Consider the following 19,209-nt stretch of genomic DNA (forward strand, 5'->3'; position numbering starts at 1 on the left):
CGCGCCACCCAGTCCACCAGTTCCAGCCGTCCGTCAGGATGCTCGACCAGCGCGGTGCAGCTCTCCACCCAGTCGCCGTCGTTCAGATAGAGCACGCCGTTCACCATGCGCATCTCGGCATGGTGGATATGGCCGCAGACCACGCCGTCGAAGCCGCGGGCCTTGGCGTGGTCGGCCAGCGCCGTCTCGAAGCGGTCGATCGCCTTCACCGCCTCCTTCACCTGCAGTTTCAGCCAAGCGGAGAGCGACCAGTAAGGATAGCCGAGCCGGTTGCGCACGATGTTGAAATAGCGGTTCACGCCCAGCGCCACGGTGTAAGCCCAGTCGCCCAGCAGGGCGAGCAGGCGGGCATGGCGCACCACGGAGTCGAAATCATCGCCATGCACGATCAGCAGGCGCTTGCCGTCGGCGGTGGTGTGCTCGGCCTCGCGCTGGATCTTCACGCCGCCGATCTCGATGCCCAGCGCCACGTATTTGCGCAGCATCTCGTCGTGGTTGCCGGGCACATACACCACGTTGGTGCCGCCGCGCGCCAGCTTCATCACCCGGCGCAGCACCTTGTCGTGATAGCGGTCCCAGTACCAGGTCCGTTTCAGGCGCCAGCCATCGAGGATGTCGCCGACCAGGAACAGATTTTCGCAGGTCATGGATTTGAGGAAATCCGCGAGGAATTCAGCGCGGCAGCCACGGGTGCCGAGATGCGTGTCCGAAATGAACACGCTGCGGTAAGGGGTTTTTTCCATGTCGCGGCGCGGCCCTGTTGCGGTCATGCCTTGGCGGATAGTCCGGACCGGCGGGCCGATGACAGTGAAGATTCCGTGACGCGGGCAAAAGAATCGCAAAACCGGCGGGTGGCGCGATTGTCACGCGGCCGTCACCCGATTGCCATGCGCCGGTCACGGTCATGCGGCAAAAGGCACGGTTCCGCTGACAGCCGGGGGAATGTCTTGATGTTGATCGTCTTTAATCCGATGGCCGGGCGGCGGCGTGTGGCCCGGCTGTGGCGGGTGTTGGACGTGCTGGCCGGCAATGGCGTGAAGCTGGAGGTGGTGGAGACCGAATATCCCGGCCACGCCACCGAGATCGCCCGCGCGGCGGCGTGCGCGGGGCGGGACATGGTGGTGGCCGCCGGTGGTGACGGCACCATCGCCGAGGTGGCCAACGGGCTGCGCGGCGGGCACACGGCGCTGGGGGTGATCCCGCTCGGCACAGCCAATGTGCTGGCCAAGGAATACGCCCTGCCCGCCAGCCCGCGCGCGTTGGCCAATATGCTCGCCTACCGGCGCACCCGGCCGCTCTGGCCCGGCCTCGCCCGGCTGCCGGAGGGGGAGCATCTGTTCGTGCAGATGACCGGGCTGGGGTTTGACGGCGCGGTGGTGCATGGCCTGCCGCCGCTGCTCAAGCGCGTTTGCGGCCGCGGCGCCTATGTCTGGCAGAGCCTGTGGGAGAGCTTCACCTATGGCTTCCCGCCGCTGCGCTTGCGCATAGATGGCGCGCCCTATGAGGCGGCGAGCGTGGTGGTGAGCAAGGGGCGGCTCTATGGCGGGCCGTATCTGCTGGCGCCCGGGGCCGACCCCGGCGCGCCGGGGTTTCAGGTGGTGCTGTTTGAGCAGCCCGGCCCGCTGGCCGCGCTGCGCGCCGGGGCGGCGCTGCCGCTGGGGCGGTTGCCGCGCTGCCCGGGGGTGCGCATCGTGCCGGGCAGGCATGTCGAATTCCTGGGCAACGCCCCCATCATGGCGCAATGCGACGGCGACGCGCTGCCGGCCGCGCCGTTGGCGCTTTACGACGCCGAAGCCCCGCTCTCCCTGATCGTCGGCTGAGACCGCGCCGGGGCTTGACCTCGCCCCGTGAAGTTTTAAGGGAAGCGTGCCCAATATAAGGAGTTCCAGGCATGAAAACCCCCGTGCGCGTTGCCGTCACCGGCGCCGCTGGCCAGATTGGCTACGCCATCCTTTTCCGCATCGCCAATGGCGACCTGCTGGGCAAGGACCAGCCGGTGATCCTGAACCTGCTCGACCTGCCGCAGGCGCAAAAGGCGCTGGCCGGCGTGATCATGGAACTGAACGACTGCGCCTTCCCGCTGCTGGCTGGCGTCACCCCCTCCGATGACCCGCGCGTCGCCTTCAAGGACGTGGACATCGCCATCCTGATCGGTTCGCGCCCCCGCGGCCCGGGCATGGAGCGCCGCGACCTGCTCGCCGCCAATGCCGAGATCTTCAAGGTTCAGGGTAAGGCGCTGAACGATGTCGCCAAACGCGACGTGAAGGTGCTGGTGGTCGGCAACCCGGCCAACACCAACGCCTATATCGCCATGAAGTCGGCCCCGGATCTGCCGAAGGAGAACTTCACCGCGATGCTGCGCCTCGACCATAACCGCGCCGTCTCCATGCTGGCCGAGAAGTCCGGCGTGGCGGTGAAGGACATCGAGAAGGTGGCCGTGTGGGGCAACCACTCCCCGACCATGTATGCCGATTACCGTAACGCCACCGCCGCCGGGAAGCCGATGCCGCAGGTGATCAACGACGAAGCCTGGTACCGCGACACCTATCTCTCCGCCGTCGGCAAGCGCGGCGCCGCGATCATCGAGGCGCGCGGCCTGTCCTCCGCCGCCTCCGCCGCCAATGCCGCGATCGACCATGTGCGCGACTGGGTGCTCGGCTCCAATGGCCGCTGGGTCTCCATGGGCGTGCCCTCCGACGGTGATTACGGCGTGCCCGAGGATGTGATGTTCGGCGTGCCCTGCATCTGCGAAAACGGCAAATATGTCCGCGTCAAGGGCATCGCGATGGACGAGTTCTCCAAGGGCCGCGTCCAGCACACGCTGAACGAACTGCTCGAGGAGCAGGCGGCGGTCGCCGATCTGCTGAAGTAAGCCGGTTTCCGGTTGTCACGGCAAAGGGAGCCCTCGCGGGCTCCCTTTTTTCATGGCCGGGTTTTTATGGGCCGCGCGCTTCCCGGCGCGGGGGCGGGTTTGCTAGCCTGCCGGCGTGACACCGTCCTTCGCCCTTTATGTCGGCCTGCCGGGCCAGGGGATGCACCTGCATCTCGACGCGCTGTCTTTGCTGTTTCTGGGCATTCTGCTGCCGCAGGTGGTGGCCGGGGCGATGGCGGGGATGCGCAAATCCGTCACCTTCTGGGTGTTTGCCCTGGGCATGGGGCTGGCCCTGGCGGCGGCGGATGCCTTCACCCTGATCTTCGGCTTCGAGCTGATGAGCGCGGCCTCCTGGCTGCTGGTGCTGCGCGGCGACCAGAAACCCGCCACGCTCTATGTCGGCACCGCTATTTTTTCCGCCGCCTGCCTGATCCCGGCGGTGTTCCTGCCCGCCGGGCCGCTGGCGTTTCTGCTCATCGTGCTGGGGGCCGGGGCCAAGGCGGGGCTGGCGCCGCTGCATTTCTGGCTGCCGCGCGCGCATCCGGCGCCGCCGGCCGGGGTGTCGGCGCTGATGTCCGGCGGCATGGTCAAGGTCGCGCTTTATGTCATCATCCGCTACGCCTTCGTGGTCCTGGCTCCGGCCGCGCAGCCCTGGTGGGGCGGGGTGCTGGTGGCGGCGGGCGCGGCCTCGGTGCTCATCGGCGCGCTGCGGGCGATGCTGGAAGGCGAGCTGAAAACGGTGCTGGCCTGTTCCACGGTCGAGCATGTCGGGCTGATCACGGTGGGGCTGGGCATCGCGCTGCGCGGCAAGGCGATGGACGACGCCACCATGGCCGGGCTCGGGCTGCAAGCGGCGCTGCTCTATGCGGTGGCGCACGGGCTGTATAAGCCGCTGCTGTTCATCGGCGCGGGCGAGGTGAAGCACGGGGTCGGCACCACGGCGCTGGACTGGCTGGGCGGGCTGGTGCGCGGCATGCCCAAGCTGGGGCTGCTGATGCTGGCCGGGGCGGCGGGCATGTCGGCCATGCCGCTCGGGCCGGGTTTCGCGCCGGAATTCCTGCTCCTGCACGCGGCCATCGCGGCGGCGGGGTCGGGCGGCATCATCGCGCGCATCGGCTTCACCGCGCTGCTGGCGGTGCTGGGCGTGGGCGCGGCGCTGGCGCTGGGCGCGGCGGTGCGGCTGTTCGGCATCGGCTTTCTGGGCCGCCCGCGCACGCTGCAAGCCGCGGCGGCCGAGGAGGCGCGGCGCGGACCGCTGGCGGGCATGGCGCTGCTGGGCGCGCTCTGCGTGCCGGTGGCGCTACTGCCCGGGCTGGTGCTGAACCTGCTGACGCCGGTGATCCTGGAACTCGCCCCGCAGGCGCAAACGCCGCCCCTGGCCTATGCCCCGCTCTCGCTGGCGGTGCTGGCCGGGCTGGTGGCCGGGGCTGGCTGGCTGGCGCTGCGCCGCTACGGCGTGCGCGGCACGCGCGAGGTGGCGGCCTGGAATGGCGGCTTCGGCAAGGCGCCGCCCTGGCTGCCCTTTGGCGACCCGGCGGCGCAGCCTTCCGCCACCGGCTTCGCCGAGCCGATCGGGCGCGCCATCGGGCGCGGCCTGCTCGCGCCGGGCGGCGCGGACCCGGCCGAGGCCTTCCTGCTGGCACCGCTGCAACGCCTGCATACGCGGGGCGTGCGGCTGGCCGAGCGCATCCGCCGCGCCACCATCCGCCAGCGTCTCGCCTTCGTGTTCGCGGCGCTGGTCGTGTTTCTGCTCGCGCTCGGCCTTGGGGAGGGTAGCTGATGCTGCTCACCTTGCTGCTTCGGCTGCTCGCCACGCTGCTGCATGCGGCGCTCATGTTCGGCCTCGCGCCGCTGCTGATGGGCGTAGTGAGCACGCTGCGCGCCTGGGCGCTCGGGCGGCGCGGCCCGGCTTTCGTGCAGCCCTATCGCGACCTTTATAAACTGCTGCGCAAGGCGACGCTGGCGCCCGACACGGCGAGCCAGCTCTTCTCCGCCTGGCCGGTGGCGGGGGTATTGGCCCTGGCGGTGGCGGCGATGCTGGTGCCGGGCTTCAGCACCGGGCTGCTCACCGCGCCGCTCTCCGACCTCATCACCATTCTCGGCTTGCTCGGGCTGGCGCGCGCCGCCACCATGCTCGGCGGGCTGGAGGCGGGTTCCGGCTTCGGCGGCGCCGGGGCGTGGCGCGAGGCGCTGTATGGCGTGTTCGCCGAGGGGGCGCTGCTGGTGGTGCTGCTCTGCTTCGGGCTGCTGGCGCATACTGTCACCGTGGACGGCATCGCCCTCGCCTTCGCTACCCAGCATATTGGCATCTCGGTCTCGCTCGGCTTCGCGCTCGCCGCCATCCTGGCCGTGGGGCTGACCGAAACCGGACGCATCCCCACGGATAATCCCTCGGGCCATCTGGAGCTGGCGATGGTGCATGAGGCGATGCTGCTCGAATATTCCGGGCGCAACCTGCTGCTGCTGAACTACGCCGCGATGCTGCGCCTGGCGCTGTGGATGAGCCTGATCGGCAGCATCTTCCTGCCCTTCGGCATGGCCCGCGCGGCGGACATCCTCTCCTGGCCCGGCGGGCTGCTGCTCTGGGCGCTCAAGCTCGGCGCCATGGCCGCGGCGCTGGCGGTGTTCGAGGTCTCCAGCGCCAAGATGCGCGTGTTCCGGGTGCCGGAATTCCTCGGCGTGGCGATGCTGCTGGGCATGCTGGCGGGCATCTTCCTGTTCGTGGCGGCGAGGATCGGCGCATGAACCTCACCTTCTCGCTCGCGCATCTGATGGGCGGCATCATCCTGGTGCTTGGCTTCTCGCTGCTCTCGCAGCGGCGGCTGGCGGCGATGATCACCATTTACCAGCTACAGGCCTTCGTGCTCTCGGCCGCGGCGTTTTGGCAGGGCTTCGCCCAGCACGAGGTGAACCTCTACCTCACCGGCCTGATCACGCTGGGCATCAAGGCGGTGCTGCTGCCGATCGGGCTGCGCCAGATCGTGCTGCGCTTCAACATGATCCGCGCCGTGGAGACGGCGATGCCGGTGGTGATGTCGATGATCTTGGGCGTCGGGCTGATCGGCGTGGCGGTGCTGGTGGTGCTGCCGAGCACGCTGAGCGCGGTGTCGCTGACGCGCGAGGATCTGGCCATCGCGCTCTCGGTGGTGCTGCTCGGGCTGCTGGTGATGACCACGCGGCGCAACGCGCTGGCGCAGATCATCGGCTTCCTCTCCACCGAAAACGGGCTGGTGCTGGCGGCCATCGGCATGCCGGGCATGCCCTTCGTGGCGGAATTCTCGGTGGCGCTGCTGGTGCTGCTGGCCTTTCTGGTGGTCGGGGTGTTCCTGTTCCGCATCCGCGAGCATTTCGACACGCTGGACCTCTCCGGGCTGGAAGAGATCGAGAGGCGCGGCCGATGATCCTCTTCACCATCTTCCTGCCGCTGCTGGCGGCGCCGCTGCTCGGGCTGTTTGGCTCGCCGCGCCAGGGGGCGCAGGCCAATGCGGTGCTCGCCGGGCTGGTGTTCGCGCTCACCCTGGCAGTGTTCGCCGCGCCCGGCGCCGGGCTGGTGCATGCCGATGATCTCGGCCTGATCTTCGGCGCCATCACCGGCTTCACCGGGCTGACCACCGCGATCACCAACATCTATTATGTGCGCGAGGCCGAGCCGCGCCTCAGCCTGCGGCGCTGGCGGGTGTATCACGCCATGTGCCAGGTGGTGCTGGGGGCGACGCTGCTCGGGCTCTATGCCGATAATATCGGCCTGCTCTGGGCGGCGGTGGAGGGCGCCACGATCGCCGCCACGCTGGCGGTGAGCATGCCGCGCACGCCCTCGGCGCTGGAGGCGGCGTGGAAATATTTCATCCTCGGCGGCGTCGGCATCGGGCTGGCGCTGTTTGGCACCATGCTGGTCTATCTGGCGGCGCAGCCGGCGCTGGGGCCGGGCTTCGCGGCCATGAGCTTCCGCGCGCTCACCGCCCATGCGGCGGGGATGGACGGCTCGCTGCTCACCCTGGCCTTCGTGTTCATCCTGTTCGGCTATGGCACCAAGGCGGCGCTAGCGCCGCTGCAGGGCTGGCTGCCGGACGCTTATGCCGAGGGCCCCGCCCCGCTCACCACCGCCCTCTCCGGCCCGCTGATGAACGTGGCGCTGCTCGCCATTCTGCGCTTCCGCCATCTGTTGCAGGCCAATTTCACGGCGGGGGGCGCGGCGCTGCCGCCGGGGCCGTTTTTGCTCACGCTGGGCCTGGCCTCGCTGTTTCTGGCGGCGTTTTCGTTCTCGCGCCGGCGTGACGCGCGGCGGTTCTTCGGCTTCTCCTCCATCGAGCATTCCGGCGTCGCCGCCTTCGCCTTCGGCATTGGCGGGGCGGCGGCGGTGTTTGGCGGGCTGCTGCATATGCTGCTGCACACGCTCATCAAATCGGCGCTGTTGCAGGTGCTGATCCGCGCGGCGGCGCTGCGCGGCTCCACCGCGCCGGGGCATTACGGTTTCTCGCATCTGCGCGGGCTGATCTATTCGAATAAATACACCGCCTGGGTGCTGGGGGCGGCGATGTTCGCGCTTTCCGGCCTGCCGCCCTCGGGGCTGTTCGCCTCGGAATTCATCATCATCAGCCAGACCATCCAGCGCAGCCCCTGGGCCTCGCTGCCGCTGGGGCTGGGGCTGCTGCTCTGCGCGGTGGCGATCTTGCGCAATCTCGGCCCGCTGGTGTTCGGCCCGGCGCCGGTGCGCACCAAGCCCGGCCGCGCCACGCTGGAGACGCATCTCGTCACTCTGCATCTGGTGCTGGCGGTGGTGCTGGCCTTCGCCATGCCGCCGCTGCCCGTGCACCTGCTCTCGCACATGGCGGAGGCGCTGCAATGATTCTGCTCTCGCATGAGGATTGGGTGGCGCGGCGCGGGCGGTTCATCGCGCTGTGGACGGATGCGCGCCACGCCTATGCGCTGTATCAGCCCGGCGAGCTGGTGGCGGTGGAGCTGGTGGATGGCGCCTACCCTGCCCTGTCCCATGCCGGCGCGGCGTGGTTTCAGCGCCTGGCGCATGACCTCAACGGCCATACCGCGCTCGGCGCCACCGATACCCGCCCGGCCATCGACCACGGGCGCGCGGCGGATGGCACCGGGCCGTGGCCGGAATTTAAATCCCCCGAGGTGGAGGGCGTGCATCAGGTCGCGGTCGGGCCGATCCATGCCGGGATCATCGAGCCGGGGCATTTCCGCTTCTCGGTGCGCGGTGAGACGGTGCTGAAGCTCGAAGCCCGGCTCGGCTACACGCATAAGGGCACGCTGGGGCTGATCCGCGGCAAATCGCCGCGCCTCGCCGCGCGGTTCGCGGCGCGCGTCTCGGGCGACGCCACGGTGGCGCATGCCAGCGCCTTCGCCCATGCCGCCGAGGCGGCGCTGCGCCTCGAGGTTCCGGCGCGGGCAGTGTATCTGCGCGCGGTGATGGCGGAGCTGGAGCGCCTGGCTAACCATACCAGCGATATCGGGGCGATCGCGGGCGATGCCGGGTTCGCCTTTCTCGATGCCCGCTTCGCCCTGGCGCGCGAGCGGCTCTGCGCGGCGGCGCAGGCGGCGTTTGGCCACCGGCTGATGATGGACGCGGTGATTCCGGGCGGTGTGGCGGGCGATATCTCCACGGGCGGCGCGGCGGCGGTGCTGGACGCGCTGACGGCGCTGGAGGCCGAGCTGCCCAGCCTGAAGCGCATCTTCGAGGATTACGCCAGCTTGCAGGACCGCGTGGTCGGCACCGGCATCGTGCCGCCCGCCCTGGCCGCGGCCTATGCCGCCGGGGGCTATGCCGGCCGCGCCTCGGGCCAGACGCATGATGCGCGCCTGCTGCCGGGCTACGCGCCGTATGACAATTTCGCGCTGTTCGTGCCGGTGGAGCAGGAGGGTGACGTGGCCGCGCGCATCCGCATCCGGCTGGCCGAGATCCCCGAGAGCATCCGCCTGATCCGCGACATGCTGCACAGCCTGCCGGAAACGCCGATCGCCATCGCCCCGCAAGCGGGCAGCGGCGCGGCCGTGGGCGCGGCGGAGAGCTTCCGCGGGCCGGTGTGGTATTGGCTGCGCATCGAATCCGGCGTGATCGCCGATGTGTTCATCGCCGACCCCAGCACGCTGCACTGGCCGCTCGTCGAGCACGCGGCGGCGACGGCGATCCTGGCCGATTTCCCGCTCATCAACAAATCGATCAACGCGTCCTATTCGGGGGTGGATCTGTAATGTGGAAGACCGTGGCGCAGCATCTGCTCTCCCGCGCTCCGGCGGCGCGGCAGGCCGACCCGGCGCTGGTGAAGACGCTGCGCGAGCGGGTGGGCGCCTCGGCGCTCGGGCGCTCGCTGGCGATCCGCGTGGTGTCGGCTGGCAGCTGCAATGGCTGCGAGCTGGAACTGCGGGCGACGCAGAACCTGGTTTATGACCTGACGCAATACGGGCTGAGCTTCACGCCCAGCCCGCGCCATGCCGATATCCTGCTGGTGACCGGGGTGGCCGCGCATAACATGCGCGAGGCGCTGGCCCAGGCGCGCGCCGCCATGCCCGAGCCGGCGCTGGTGGTGGCGGTGGGCGATTGCGCGGTGGATGGCGGGGTGTTCAAGGGCTCGCCCGCCATTGCTGGCGGGGCCGGGGGCGTGGTGGCGGTGGATCTGGTGATCGCGGGTTGCCCGCCCAGCCCGGCGCAGATCGTGCAGGGGCTGCTGGCGCTGGTGGAGGCGCAGGCGCCGCTGCCGGCATTGCCGAAGCGGCGGGAGCCCAGGCGCGCGCCCAGGCTGCCGCCGGAATAAGCCTCAGCTCCGGTAGGAGCCGTTGATGTCGATATAGCCGTGGGTGAGATCGCAGGTCCAAACCGTGGCGCGGCCTTCGCCGAGCCCAATATCGACCGTGATCTCGATCTCGCGGCCCTGCATGTGCGCGACCACCGGGGTTTCGTCATAGCCCGGCACCACGCCGCCGGCCTTGGCCATCCAGACTCCGCCCACGGCGACGCCGAGCTTGTCGCGGTCGGCCGGTTCGCCGGCCTTGCCCACGGCCATGACGATGCGGCCCCAATTCGCGTCCTCGCCCGCGATGGCGGTTTTCACCAGCGGTGAGTTGGCGATGGCGAGCGCGATCTTCTTGGCCGAATGGTGCGAGACCGCGCCCTCGACATTGATCGTCACCAGCTTCTGCGCGCCCTCGCCGTCGCGCACCACCAGCAGCGCCAGCTCGTGCAGCACCTCGTGCAGCGCGCGGCGGAAATCCGCGAGCTGGCCGGGGTCCTCGGTGGGGGCGTTGCCCGCCTGGCCGGTGGCGAAGAGCAGCACGGTGTCGGAGGTCGAGGTGTCGGAGTCGATGGTGACACAGTTGAAGGTGCCGTCCACGCCCTTGGCCAGCATGGCTTGCAGGGCCGGGGCGGGGATCGCGGCGTCGGTGAAGATGAAGCTCAGCATGGTCGCCATGTCTGGCGCGATCATGCCGCTGCCCTTGGCGATGCCGGTGACGCGCACCTCCGCCCCGCCGATGCGCGCGGTGCGCGTGGCGGCCTTGGGGAAGGTGTCGGTGGTCATGATCGCGCGCGCCGCCTCGGCGAAGCGGTCGGCGGCGAGATTGGCCTTCAGCTCGTCCATCACCGCGACGATCTTCTCGGCCGGCAATTTCTCGCCGATCACCCCGGTGGAGGCGAGGAAGATGGTGTTGGCCGTGGCGCCCAGCGTGGCGGCGGCGGCGTGGGCGGTTTCCTCGACCGCGCGCACCCCGGCGGCGCCGGTGAACACGTTGGCGTTGCCCGCATTCACCACCAGGCCGCGGGCGAGGCCGCCTTCCAGCACCTCGCGGCACCAGGTGACCGGCGCGCCCGGGCAGAGATTGCGGGTGAACACACCGGCGACGGTGGTGCCCTCCGCGAATTCGGCCAGCAGCACGTCGGTGCGGCCCTTGTAGCGGATGCCGGCCTGCGCCGTGGCGAGCCGCACCCCGGCGATGGGGGGCAGCTCGGCCGGCAGCGGCAGCGCCAGCGGCGAGACGGGCAGCGCGCCAGCCATGTTACTTGGACTGGCTGCCCGCGGCGGGGGCGGCGGCGGGCGCCCCGGCGGCGTCGAAGGTCTGGATCTTCACCTGGCTGCGGGCCTGGTCGAGCACTTTCTGCACCGCCTGGTCGGCCAGCTTCTGCTTGATCTGGTCGGAGACGTCGGCCAGCGCCGGGGTCGGCGCGGTGCGCTTGCCTTCGCACAGGATCACGTGCCAGCCGAACTGGGTTTGCACCGGGGCCTTGGTGTACTGGCCCGGCTTCAGCGCGAAGGCGGCGTTGGCGAAGGCCGGGACCATCTCATCCTGCGAGAACCAGCCGAGCTCGCCGCCATTCTTGGCGCCGGGGTCGATGCTGTATTTCTCGGCCAGCTTGGCGAAATCGGCGCCCTTGTTGAGCTGGGCGATGATGTCCTCGGCCTGTTTCTGGGTGGAGACCAGGATGTGCCGGGCCTCGACCTGGGCCGGGCCGGGCTTGCCGGCGTAGTCGCGGTTATAAATGGCCTGCACGGCGGTATCGGTCACCTGCGGGGCGACCTGCTCCTGCACATAGGCGTTTTCGAGGCGGATATTGGCGGCGGCCTGCATGGCCTTGGCCACGTCCGGGTTGTTTTGCAGCCCTTCCTTCTGTGCGGCGATCAGCAGCGCCTTGCGGTCGATCTCCTGGTTGACCAGCAGCGGGAAGAGCTGGTCGGGCGGGAGCTGCTGCACCTGCGGCGGGGCGTTCTGCGCGTCGGCCTGGATGTCGCTCATGTAGATTTTGATGCCGTTGACGGTGGCGACCACCGGGTTGGCGTCGGCCGGGGCCGGGGCGGAGCCGGATTGCGCGAGGGCGGCCGGGGCGGCGAGCAGGGTGGCGGCGGTGAGCAGGGAACGCAAAGTGTGACGGCGCATACGGGCGGAACCTTCGGTTTATGGTGCGCTTCCTATGCGGCAAAGCGGGAAGAGCGGCAAGACTGGCCCGGCGGGCGGACCGCGCCGGAGGGCTGAATTGACCCGTTACCCCCCCGCGACTATGTGAACGAGCAGATTTCCTATCTCTAATAGCGGATTCCGCCCTGCATGTTTGCCCGCATCGCCCGCGCCGTCCTCGGCACTAGTAACGACCGTGCGCTGAAAGCGTATCGCCGCCGCGTCGCCGCCATCAACGCGCTGGAGCCCGAGATCGCGGCGCTCGACGACGAGGCGCTGCGCGGCAAGACCGCCGCCTTCCGCGCCCGGCTGGACGCCGGGGAGACGCTGGACGACCTGCTGCCCGAGGCCTTCGCCGTGGTGCGCGAGGCGGCCAGGCGCGTGCTCGGGATGCGCCATTTCGACGTGCAGCTGATCGGCGGCATGGTGCTGCATGACGGCAGGATTTCGGAGATGAAGACCGGCGAAGGCAAGACGCTGGTCGCCACCCTGGCCGTGTATCTCAACGCGCTCACCGGGCTGGGCGTGCATGTGGTGACGGTGAACGACTACCTGGCCCGGCGCGACGCCGCGCAGATGGGGCAGGTTTATGGCTTCCTGGGCATGTCCACCGGGGTGATCGTGCCGGGGCTGGACGAGGCCGCCCGCCGCGAGGCCTATGCCGCCGACATCACCTACGGCACCAATAACGAGTTCGGCTTCGACTATCTGCGCGACAACATGAAGTACCGGCTGGAGGACATGGTCCAGCGGCCGTTCCATTACGCGATTGTGGACGAGGTGGACTCCATCCTGATCGACGAGGCGCGCACGCCGCTGATCATCTCCGGCCCCTCGGACGAGCCGACCGCCCTCTATGCCCAGGTGGACGAGGTGGTGGCCGCCTTCCTGGCCCGCGGCCGGGTGGGCGAGGACCGCAAGCATGAATTTTATGAGAAGGACGAAAAAGCCCGCACCGTGACGATGACGGAGCCGGGCGCCGAGACCGTTGAGGAGATGCTCCGCGCCGCCGGGGTGCTGGCCCAGGGCGGGCTGTATGACCTCGGCAATGTCTCGATCGTGCACCATGTGCAGCAGAGCCTGCGTGCGCGCACGCTGTTTGCCCGCGATGTGGATTACATCGTGCGCGACGACAAGATCGTGATCATCGACGAGTTCACCGGCCGCATGCTGGAGGGGCGGCGCTATTCCGACGGGCTGCACCAGGCGCTGGAGGCCAAGGAGAAGGTGCAGGTGCAGCAGGAGAACCAGACGCTGGCCTCCATCACCTTCCAGAATTATTTCCGCCTCTACCCCAAGCTGGCGGGCATGACCGGCACGGCGATGACCGAGGCCGACGAGTTCGAGCAGATCTACAAGCTCTCGGTGGTGGAAATCCCGACCAACGTGGCTGTGGCGCGCGACGACCAGGATGACGAGGTGTACCGCACCGCCAATGAGAAATATCAGGCGGTGATCAAGCTGATCGAGGAATGCCAGGGGCGCGGGCAGCCGGTGCTGGTCGGCACCACCAGCATCGAGAAGAGCGAGCTGATCGCGGAGTTGCTGAAGAAGCGCAAGATCCGGCATAGCGTGCTCAATGCGCGCTTCCATGAGCAGGAGGCCACGATCATCGCCCAGGCCGGCGCGCCGGGGGCGATCACCATCGCCACCAACATGGCCGGGCGCGGCACCGACATTAAGCTCGGCGGCAATTACGAGATGCGCCTGGCGCTGGAGCCGGGGGTGGACCCGGTGGCGCTGAAGGCCGAGATCGACGCCAACCACGCCAAGGTGAAGGCGGCGGGCGGGCTCTTTGTGATCGGCACCGAGCGCCATGAAAGCCGGCGCATCGACAACCAGTTGCGCGGGCGCTCGGGCCGCCAGGGTGATCCCGGCGCGTCGCGCTTCTTCCTGTCGCTGGAAGACGATCTGATGCGCATCTTCGGCTCCGACAAGATGGGCGGGATGCTGCAGCGCCTGGGGCTGCAGGAGGGGGAGGCGATCATCCACCCCTGGATCAACAAGGCCCTGGAGAAGGCGCAGAAGAAGGTCGAGATCCGTAATTTCGACATGCGCAAGAACGTGTTGAAATACGACGATGTGATGAACGACCAGCGCAAGGAGGTGTATGCCCAGCGCCGCGAGTTCATGAGCGCCGAGAGCGTGTCGGATATCGTTGCCGAAATGCGCGAGGATGTGATCGCCGCGCTGGTCGCCAACCGTATCCCCGAGAAGGCGTTTGCCGAGCAATGGCAGAGCGCGGAGCTGGCCGAGGACATCAAGCGCGTGCTGGCGCTAGAGCTGCCGGTGGCGGAGTGGGCGGCGGAAGAGGGCATCGACGAGGTGCATCTGCGCGAGCGCATCGAACAGGCGGCGGCTGAGGCGGCCAAGGCCAAGGCCGAGACATTCGGCGAGCAGCTGACCAATTATGTCGAGAAATCGATCCTGCTGCAGACGCTCGACCATGTGTGGAAGGAGCATCTGCTGGCGCTGGATTATCTGCGCCAGGGGATTGGCCTGCGCGGCTATGGCCAGCGCGACCCGCTGAACGAGTATAAGCGCGAGGCCTTCGCCATGTTCGCCGCCATGCTGGAGGAGCTGAAGGAGCGCGTGAGCGGCACCTTGGCGCATGTGATCGCCGCCGAGACCCCCGCCGCGCCGCCGCCGCCCGCCCCGGTGCAGATGCAGGAGAGCCACCCGCTGCCCGGCCATATGGCGCCGGAAATGGCGCTCGCCGACCCGGTGGTGCATGAGAGCGACCGCGCCCGCCCCTACCGCGAGGACGAAGTAGACCCGGCCCGCCCCGAAACCTGGGGCGCCACCCCCCGCAACGCGGCCTGCCCCTGCGGCTCGGGCAAGAAGTATAAATATTGCCACGGAAAAATCTGACCGCGCCCGGCGTTGCAGCCGGGCGGGAATACGGCTAAACCCGGCGGCAAGGACCCGTAGCTCAGCTGGATAGAGTGTTGCCCTCCGAAGGCAAAGGTCGCGCGTTCGAATCGCGCCGGGTCCGCCAGGTTTTCAATGGCTTAGCACGCTCTCCCGCAGCCTGAATTTCAAAACAGGCAGCACATAGGCAGCAGCCGCAAAAATCACCCTCCACTTACCCCTCGTCCTTGGCGTCGCACGAGGCAGTTCCACGGGAGGAACAGCGTCTTGTCGTCCGTGTAATGGGTAGGCACACGGGGTCATTTTTTGATGACAGAATTTAGAAAATTTCCGTTATCAATGACATTTGACGATACTACGCCAACATCAAATCAGCTTGGCGACTGAATAGAGCTATTTTCTGTTGTCAACGTGATTAGACGACACTAGGGTGGCGTCAAACTGATTTGGCGACAGAATAGGCTCGTATATGGCTATCAAGCCCTTTGATTTATCGGATGCTGTAACTTATCACACCGGAGCCTTTCCACCGAAAACGCTCGATTACGAGGCCCTTCTTGGCCCCCTCGAAGAAGCGGCGGCATCCCTGGCCCGTTATGACGCCAAGATGTCTGGAATGGTGAACGCCGAGCTTTTCCTTGCTCCGTTGCGCCGCCAAGACGCCGTGACATCATCCCGCATGGAGGGGACCATCTCCACCATCGAGGAGGTGTACCGGCTTGAGGCCGAGGAGGACGCGGGTAGCGCAGACCCCTACCGGGAGGCTCGAAACGATGATGTCGAGACCTTCCTTTACTCTCGCGCCATGCGTAACGCTCAACAGGCTCTCGCGGACGGCTTTCCCCTGGGTGAGGCCCTGATTCGGACTGCCCACCAGCAGCTTCTCTCCTTCGGGCGGGGGGCACATAAGCGTCCCGGAAGCTACAAAATCGAGCAGAACTATATTGGCGATAACGGGCGCGGGAAGATTTACTATGTGCCGATTGCCCCGGAGCAACTTGCGCCTGCAATGGCTGAGTTGGTTCACTTTATGAATGAAAGCCCGCTCCGGCCACTTGTCCGAACGGCGATTACCCATGTGGAATTCGAGGCGCTGCACCCGTTTGAGGATGGTAATGGCCGTATCGGACGGATGCTCATCACGCTGATGCTCTGGAAGCTGAGGGTCTTGAGCCAGCCCAATTTCTTTGTGTCAGGCTACTTCGAGACGCACAAGGACGAATATATCGAGCGAATGCGGGAGGTTTCAGCATCTGGCGATTGGACTGGCTGGGTAGGCTTCTTCCTGCACGCGCTACATAAGCAAGCCAGCGTCAATATCCGCACGGCGGACGCGATTTTCCAGCTTTATACGGTCATGCGAGAGCGGTTCCGCGAAGAACTGAACTCCCAATACCACGACCAAGCCCTCGATTTCGTATTTGCCAGCCCGATTTTCCGCAATGATCGTTTTGTTGATAGGTCCGGCATCCCCGCCACATCGGCCCGCACGTTTTCGCGTCGCCTCGTTGAAGCTGGGTTACTTCGGGTCATTGAACCCGCATCGGGGCGGCGAGCCGCGATGTATGCCTTTGACCCTCTTTTAGACCTACTCAAGGTGTAAGGGTCTTACGACCGGGCCGGTTGCGACACGGGATAAAATCCCGTTAACGTCCCGGCATGAGCCAAACGCCTGACCCGGTTGAAAAATTCATCCACCGCTGGGAAGGCCAGGAGGGAGGGGCCGAGCGGGCCAATTACGCCCTCTTCCTCTCCGAGCTGTGCGACATCATCGGCGCACCCCGGCCAGACCCAGCCCAAGCCACCACGGCGGAAAACGATTACGTTTTCGAGCGCGCGGTGAAGCTCATCGGCCAGGATGACACCGCCAGCAATGGCCGCATCGACCTCTACAAGCGAGGCTGCTTCGTGCTGGAGGCCAAGCAGTCCCGCCTGAAGGGGGCTGCCAAGGCGCTACAGGGGGATTTGTTCTCCGGTGACACCCCTTCCCGCCGCTCCAAGAAGCAGGAGGACAACGCCTCCAACGTGATGATGATGAACGCCCGCAACCAGGCGGAGGCTTATGCCCGCGCCCTGCCGGTGGAGCACGGCTGGCCATCCTTCATCCTGGTGTGCGACGTGGGGCGGGTGATCGAGGCGCGGGCCGATTTCTCCGGCCAGGGCAAGAATTACGCTCAATTCCCCGACCGCCAGGGTTTCCGCATCACGATGGACGACCTCCGCCGCCCGGAGATACGCGACCGGCTGCGGCTTATTTGGACCGACCCGAAGGCGCTGGACCCCGCCCTGCAAACCGCCAGGGTGACGCGCGACATCGCCAAGGAACTTGCCAGCGTTTCCCGCGCGCTGGAGGGTGAGGGCTACAAGCCCGACCGCGTGGCCATGTTCCTCATGCGCTGCCTGTTCACCATGTTCGCTGAGGACACGGAGCTTCTGCCGGAGGAATCCTTCAAAGCCCTGTTGACCGAGTGCGAGCAGACCCCCGCTAGCTTCGTGCCGATGGTGGAGCAGCTATGGGAGGCGATGGACAAGGGCGAGTTTGCTTTCGCCATCAAGCAGAAGGTCCGCCGCTTTAATGGCGCGTTTTTCAAGAAACGCGAGGTGCTGCCTCTGCAACCCGCGCAAATCACGGCGCTTCGCAAGGCCGCAGGATATAACTGGAAAGAGGTTGACCCCTCCATTTTCGGCACGCTGCTGGAGCAGGCGCTTGACCCGAAGGAGCGGGCATCCTTTGGCGCGCATTACACGCCCCGCGCTTATGTGGAGCGGCTTGTGGTGGCCACGATCATCGAACCCTTACGGGTGGAGTGGAACCAGGCGCTTGCCACGGCGGAGCGCCAGCAGAACGAGGGGCGTGAAAAAGACGCCATCGCCACCATCCAGGCCTTCCATGAAAATTTGTGCAGATTGCGGATTCTGGACCCCGCCTGTGGCACCGGAAACTTTCTCTACGTCTCACTCGAATTGTTGAAGCGGCTGGAGGGTGAGGTACTGGACGCGCTGTTCAATTTCGGCGCGCAGCAAAAGCTGGCGGAACTTACCGGCGCTACGGTGGACCCGCACCAGTTTCTCGGGCTGGAGTTGAACCCACGCGCGGCGGGCATCGCGGAGCTAGTGCTGTGGATTGGCTACCTGCAATGGCACCTCCGCACAAAGGGCGGTTTCCCCGGCGAGCCGATCTTGCGCGACTTCAAGAACATCGTGCGGGTGGACGCTGTTTTGGACAATTCCGGCACCCGTCCCAAGCGCCCCAAATGGCCGGAGGCGGAGTTTATAGTCGGCAACCCGCCTTTTATCGGGGGCAAGGATATCCGCGCGCGGCTGGGGGATGAATACACGGAAGCCCTCTGGGCTGCGCACGAGGACATGAACGACAGTGCCGATTTCGTCATGTACTGGTGGGACCATGCCGCCACCTTGCTGGCACATAAAGGCTCGCCTCTTCGCCGTTTTGGCTTTGTGACCACAAACTCCATCACCCAAGTTTTCCAGCGCCGCGTGGTGGAGCGGCATTTGACCGCGCGTAAGCCGGTAAGTCTGGTTTATGCGATTCCCGATCATCCATGGACAAAGGCTCTGCCGGATTCAGCCGCCGTCAGAATCGCCATGACAGTTGCGGAGCTTGGCAAGAAAGAGGGCTTGTTAGAGGAAACCATCGAGGAATCCGGGCTAGATACCGATGCGCCGGTTATCAGGTTTTCCCAGGCGCGCGGTGCGATCAATGCGGATTTAACCGTAGGCGTGGACATCACCCGCACCAAGGAATTGAAGGCCAATGCGGGACTTTGCTCCCCCGGCGTCAAGCTACATGGGGATGGTTTCATCGTTTCCCCGGAAAAGGCAGCAGAGCTTGGCCTTGGCAAACGCACCGGGCTTGAAGAACATATCCGCGACTACCGGAATGGCCGTGACCTGACGGCGCACGCTAGGGGCGTCATGGTTATCGACCTGTTCGGCCTTTCTGAAGATGAGGTCCGGGTACGTTTCCCAGAAGTTTATCAGCACCTCCTTCTAATGGTGAAGGGGCCACGCCAGGAGCAATGCGACAGGTCCCCGACTACGGATGCCAAGGCATATCTCAAATTATGGTGGCTGTTCGGAAAACCGCGCCAGGAGCTTCGGCCCGCACTTGAAGGACTGCCCCGCTACATCGCCACAGTGGAAACCACCAAGCATCGGGTTTTTCAGTTTCTCGATATATCAATTCTACCTGACAACAAGTTAATTAATGTTGGCTCTGGCGACGCTTTTCACCTTGGCGTGCTGTCATCGCAGATTCACACCGTTTGGGCGCTTCGAGCGGGTGGATGGTTGGGGGTAGGGAATGACCCTGTTTATGTGAAATCTCAATGCTTCGACCCGTTCCCCTTCCCCAACGCCACGGAAGCGCAACGGGTCAAAATCCGGGCCATCGCGGAGGAGTTGGACGCGCACCGCAAATCCGTTCTTGCGGACAAGGGCAAGAACCTCACCCTCACCGGCCTCTACAACGTGCGTGAAGCCATCCGTCAGAAAGGCGTGGAAGGGCTGGACGCGAAGGAGCGGCAGGTGATGGAGAATGGACT

General features: G+C 66.6%; 13 protein-coding genes, 1 tRNA gene and 2 pseudogenes. 13 read left to right on the plus strand and 3 right to left on the minus strand.

All coding sequences use genetic code 11. The features are described from left to right. A partial coding sequence (locus LI953_RS13780; RefSeq protein ID WP_227076673.1) for a UDP-2,3-diacylglucosamine diphosphatase occupies nucleotides 1-770 on the minus strand: 770 nt, incomplete at its 3' end. A 180-nt stretch (nucleotides 771-950) separates the two neighbouring features. Here LI953_RS13780 and LI953_RS13785 point away from each other — a divergent pair. The 8 genes from LI953_RS13785 (at nucleotide 951) to LI953_RS13820 (ending at nucleotide 9,642) form a co-directional block, all read left to right on the plus strand. Then, nucleotides 951-1,820: a diacylglycerol kinase family protein gene (locus tag LI953_RS13785; protein ID WP_227076674.1), complete on the plus strand. Its 870-nt coding sequence runs from the start codon at nucleotides 951-953 to the stop codon at nucleotides 1,818-1,820. A 71-nt stretch (nucleotides 1,821-1,891) separates the two neighbouring features. After that, on the plus strand, nucleotides 1,892-2,872 hold the full coding sequence (locus LI953_RS13790) for a malate dehydrogenase (RefSeq protein ID WP_227076675.1): 981 nt from the start codon (nucleotides 1,892-1,894) through the stop codon (nucleotides 2,870-2,872). Between the two features lie 115 nt (nucleotides 2,873-2,987). Next, nucleotides 2,988-4,652: a proton-conducting transporter membrane subunit gene (locus LI953_RS13795; protein WP_227076676.1), complete on the plus strand. Its 1,665-nt coding sequence runs from the start codon at nucleotides 2,988-2,990 to the stop codon at nucleotides 4,650-4,652. After that, nucleotides 4,652-5,617: a respiratory chain complex I subunit 1 family protein gene (locus tag LI953_RS13800; RefSeq protein WP_227076677.1), complete on the plus strand. Its 966-nt coding sequence runs from the start codon at nucleotides 4,652-4,654 to the stop codon at nucleotides 5,615-5,617. Before LI953_RS13795 ends, LI953_RS13800 begins: the two co-directional genes overlap by 1 nt. After that, nucleotides 5,614-6,273: a hydrogenase-4 component E gene (locus tag LI953_RS13805; RefSeq protein WP_227076678.1), complete on the plus strand. Its 660-nt coding sequence runs from the start codon at nucleotides 5,614-5,616 to the stop codon at nucleotides 6,271-6,273. Before LI953_RS13800 ends, LI953_RS13805 begins: the two co-directional genes overlap by 4 nt. Continuing rightward, a complete protein-coding gene (locus LI953_RS13810) occupies nucleotides 6,270-7,718 on the plus strand; it encodes a proton-conducting transporter membrane subunit (RefSeq protein ID WP_227076679.1) in 1,449 nt (482 codons plus the stop codon). Before LI953_RS13805 ends, LI953_RS13810 begins: the two co-directional genes overlap by 4 nt. Continuing rightward, nucleotides 7,715-9,082: a nickel-dependent hydrogenase large subunit gene (locus tag LI953_RS13815; RefSeq protein WP_227076680.1), complete on the plus strand. Its 1,368-nt coding sequence runs from the start codon at nucleotides 7,715-7,717 to the stop codon at nucleotides 9,080-9,082. Before LI953_RS13810 ends, LI953_RS13815 begins: the two co-directional genes overlap by 4 nt. After that, entirely contained in the window at nucleotides 9,082-9,642 is a 561-nt protein-coding gene (locus LI953_RS13820; protein ID WP_227076681.1) for an NADH-quinone oxidoreductase subunit B family protein, read from the plus strand. The genes LI953_RS13815 and LI953_RS13820 overlap by 1 nt, the downstream gene beginning before the upstream one ends. Before the next feature lie 3 nt (nucleotides 9,643-9,645). On the opposite strand, the gene argJ is transcribed toward LI953_RS13820, so the two are convergent. After that, nucleotides 9,646-10,878: a bifunctional glutamate N-acetyltransferase/amino-acid acetyltransferase ArgJ gene (gene argJ, locus LI953_RS13825; RefSeq protein WP_227076682.1), complete on the minus strand. Its 1,233-nt coding sequence runs from the start codon at nucleotides 10,876-10,878 to the stop codon at nucleotides 9,646-9,648. Nucleotide 10,879: 1 nt separating this feature from the next. Beyond that, a complete protein-coding gene (locus LI953_RS13830; RefSeq protein ID WP_227076683.1) occupies nucleotides 10,880-11,755 on the minus strand; it encodes a peptidylprolyl isomerase in 876 nt (291 codons plus the stop codon). 168 nt (nucleotides 11,756-11,923) lie between these two features. Between LI953_RS13830 and secA the strand changes: the two are divergent. From secA to LI953_RS13850, 5 genes and pseudogenes are all read left to right on the plus strand, one after another. Beyond that, a pseudogene (secA, locus tag LI953_RS13835) lies at nucleotides 11,924-14,464 on the plus strand (preprotein translocase subunit SecA); the annotation flags it as partial. A 63-nt stretch (nucleotides 14,465-14,527) separates the two neighbouring features. Then, a pseudogene (locus LI953_RS15625) lies at nucleotides 14,528-14,644 on the plus strand (SEC-C metal-binding domain-containing protein); the annotation flags it as partial. Nucleotides 14,645-14,694: 50 nt separating this feature from the next. Further along, nucleotides 14,695-14,771, plus strand: a tRNA-Arg gene (locus LI953_RS13840). Nucleotides 14,772-15,113: 342 nt separating this feature from the next. Beyond that, nucleotides 15,114-16,247, plus strand: coding sequence for a Fic family protein (locus LI953_RS13845; RefSeq protein WP_227076685.1), 1,134 nt, complete (start codon nucleotides 15,114-15,116; stop codon nucleotides 16,245-16,247). 56 nt (nucleotides 16,248-16,303) lie between these two features. Next, the coding region (locus LI953_RS13850) for a DNA methyltransferase (protein ID WP_227076686.1) at nucleotides 16,304-19,209 on the plus strand (2,906 nt) is incomplete at its 3' end.

Source organism: Acidocella sp. KAb 2-4 (assembly GCF_020567705.1).
Lineage (GTDB): Bacteria > Pseudomonadota > Alphaproteobacteria > Acetobacterales > Acetobacteraceae > Acidocella.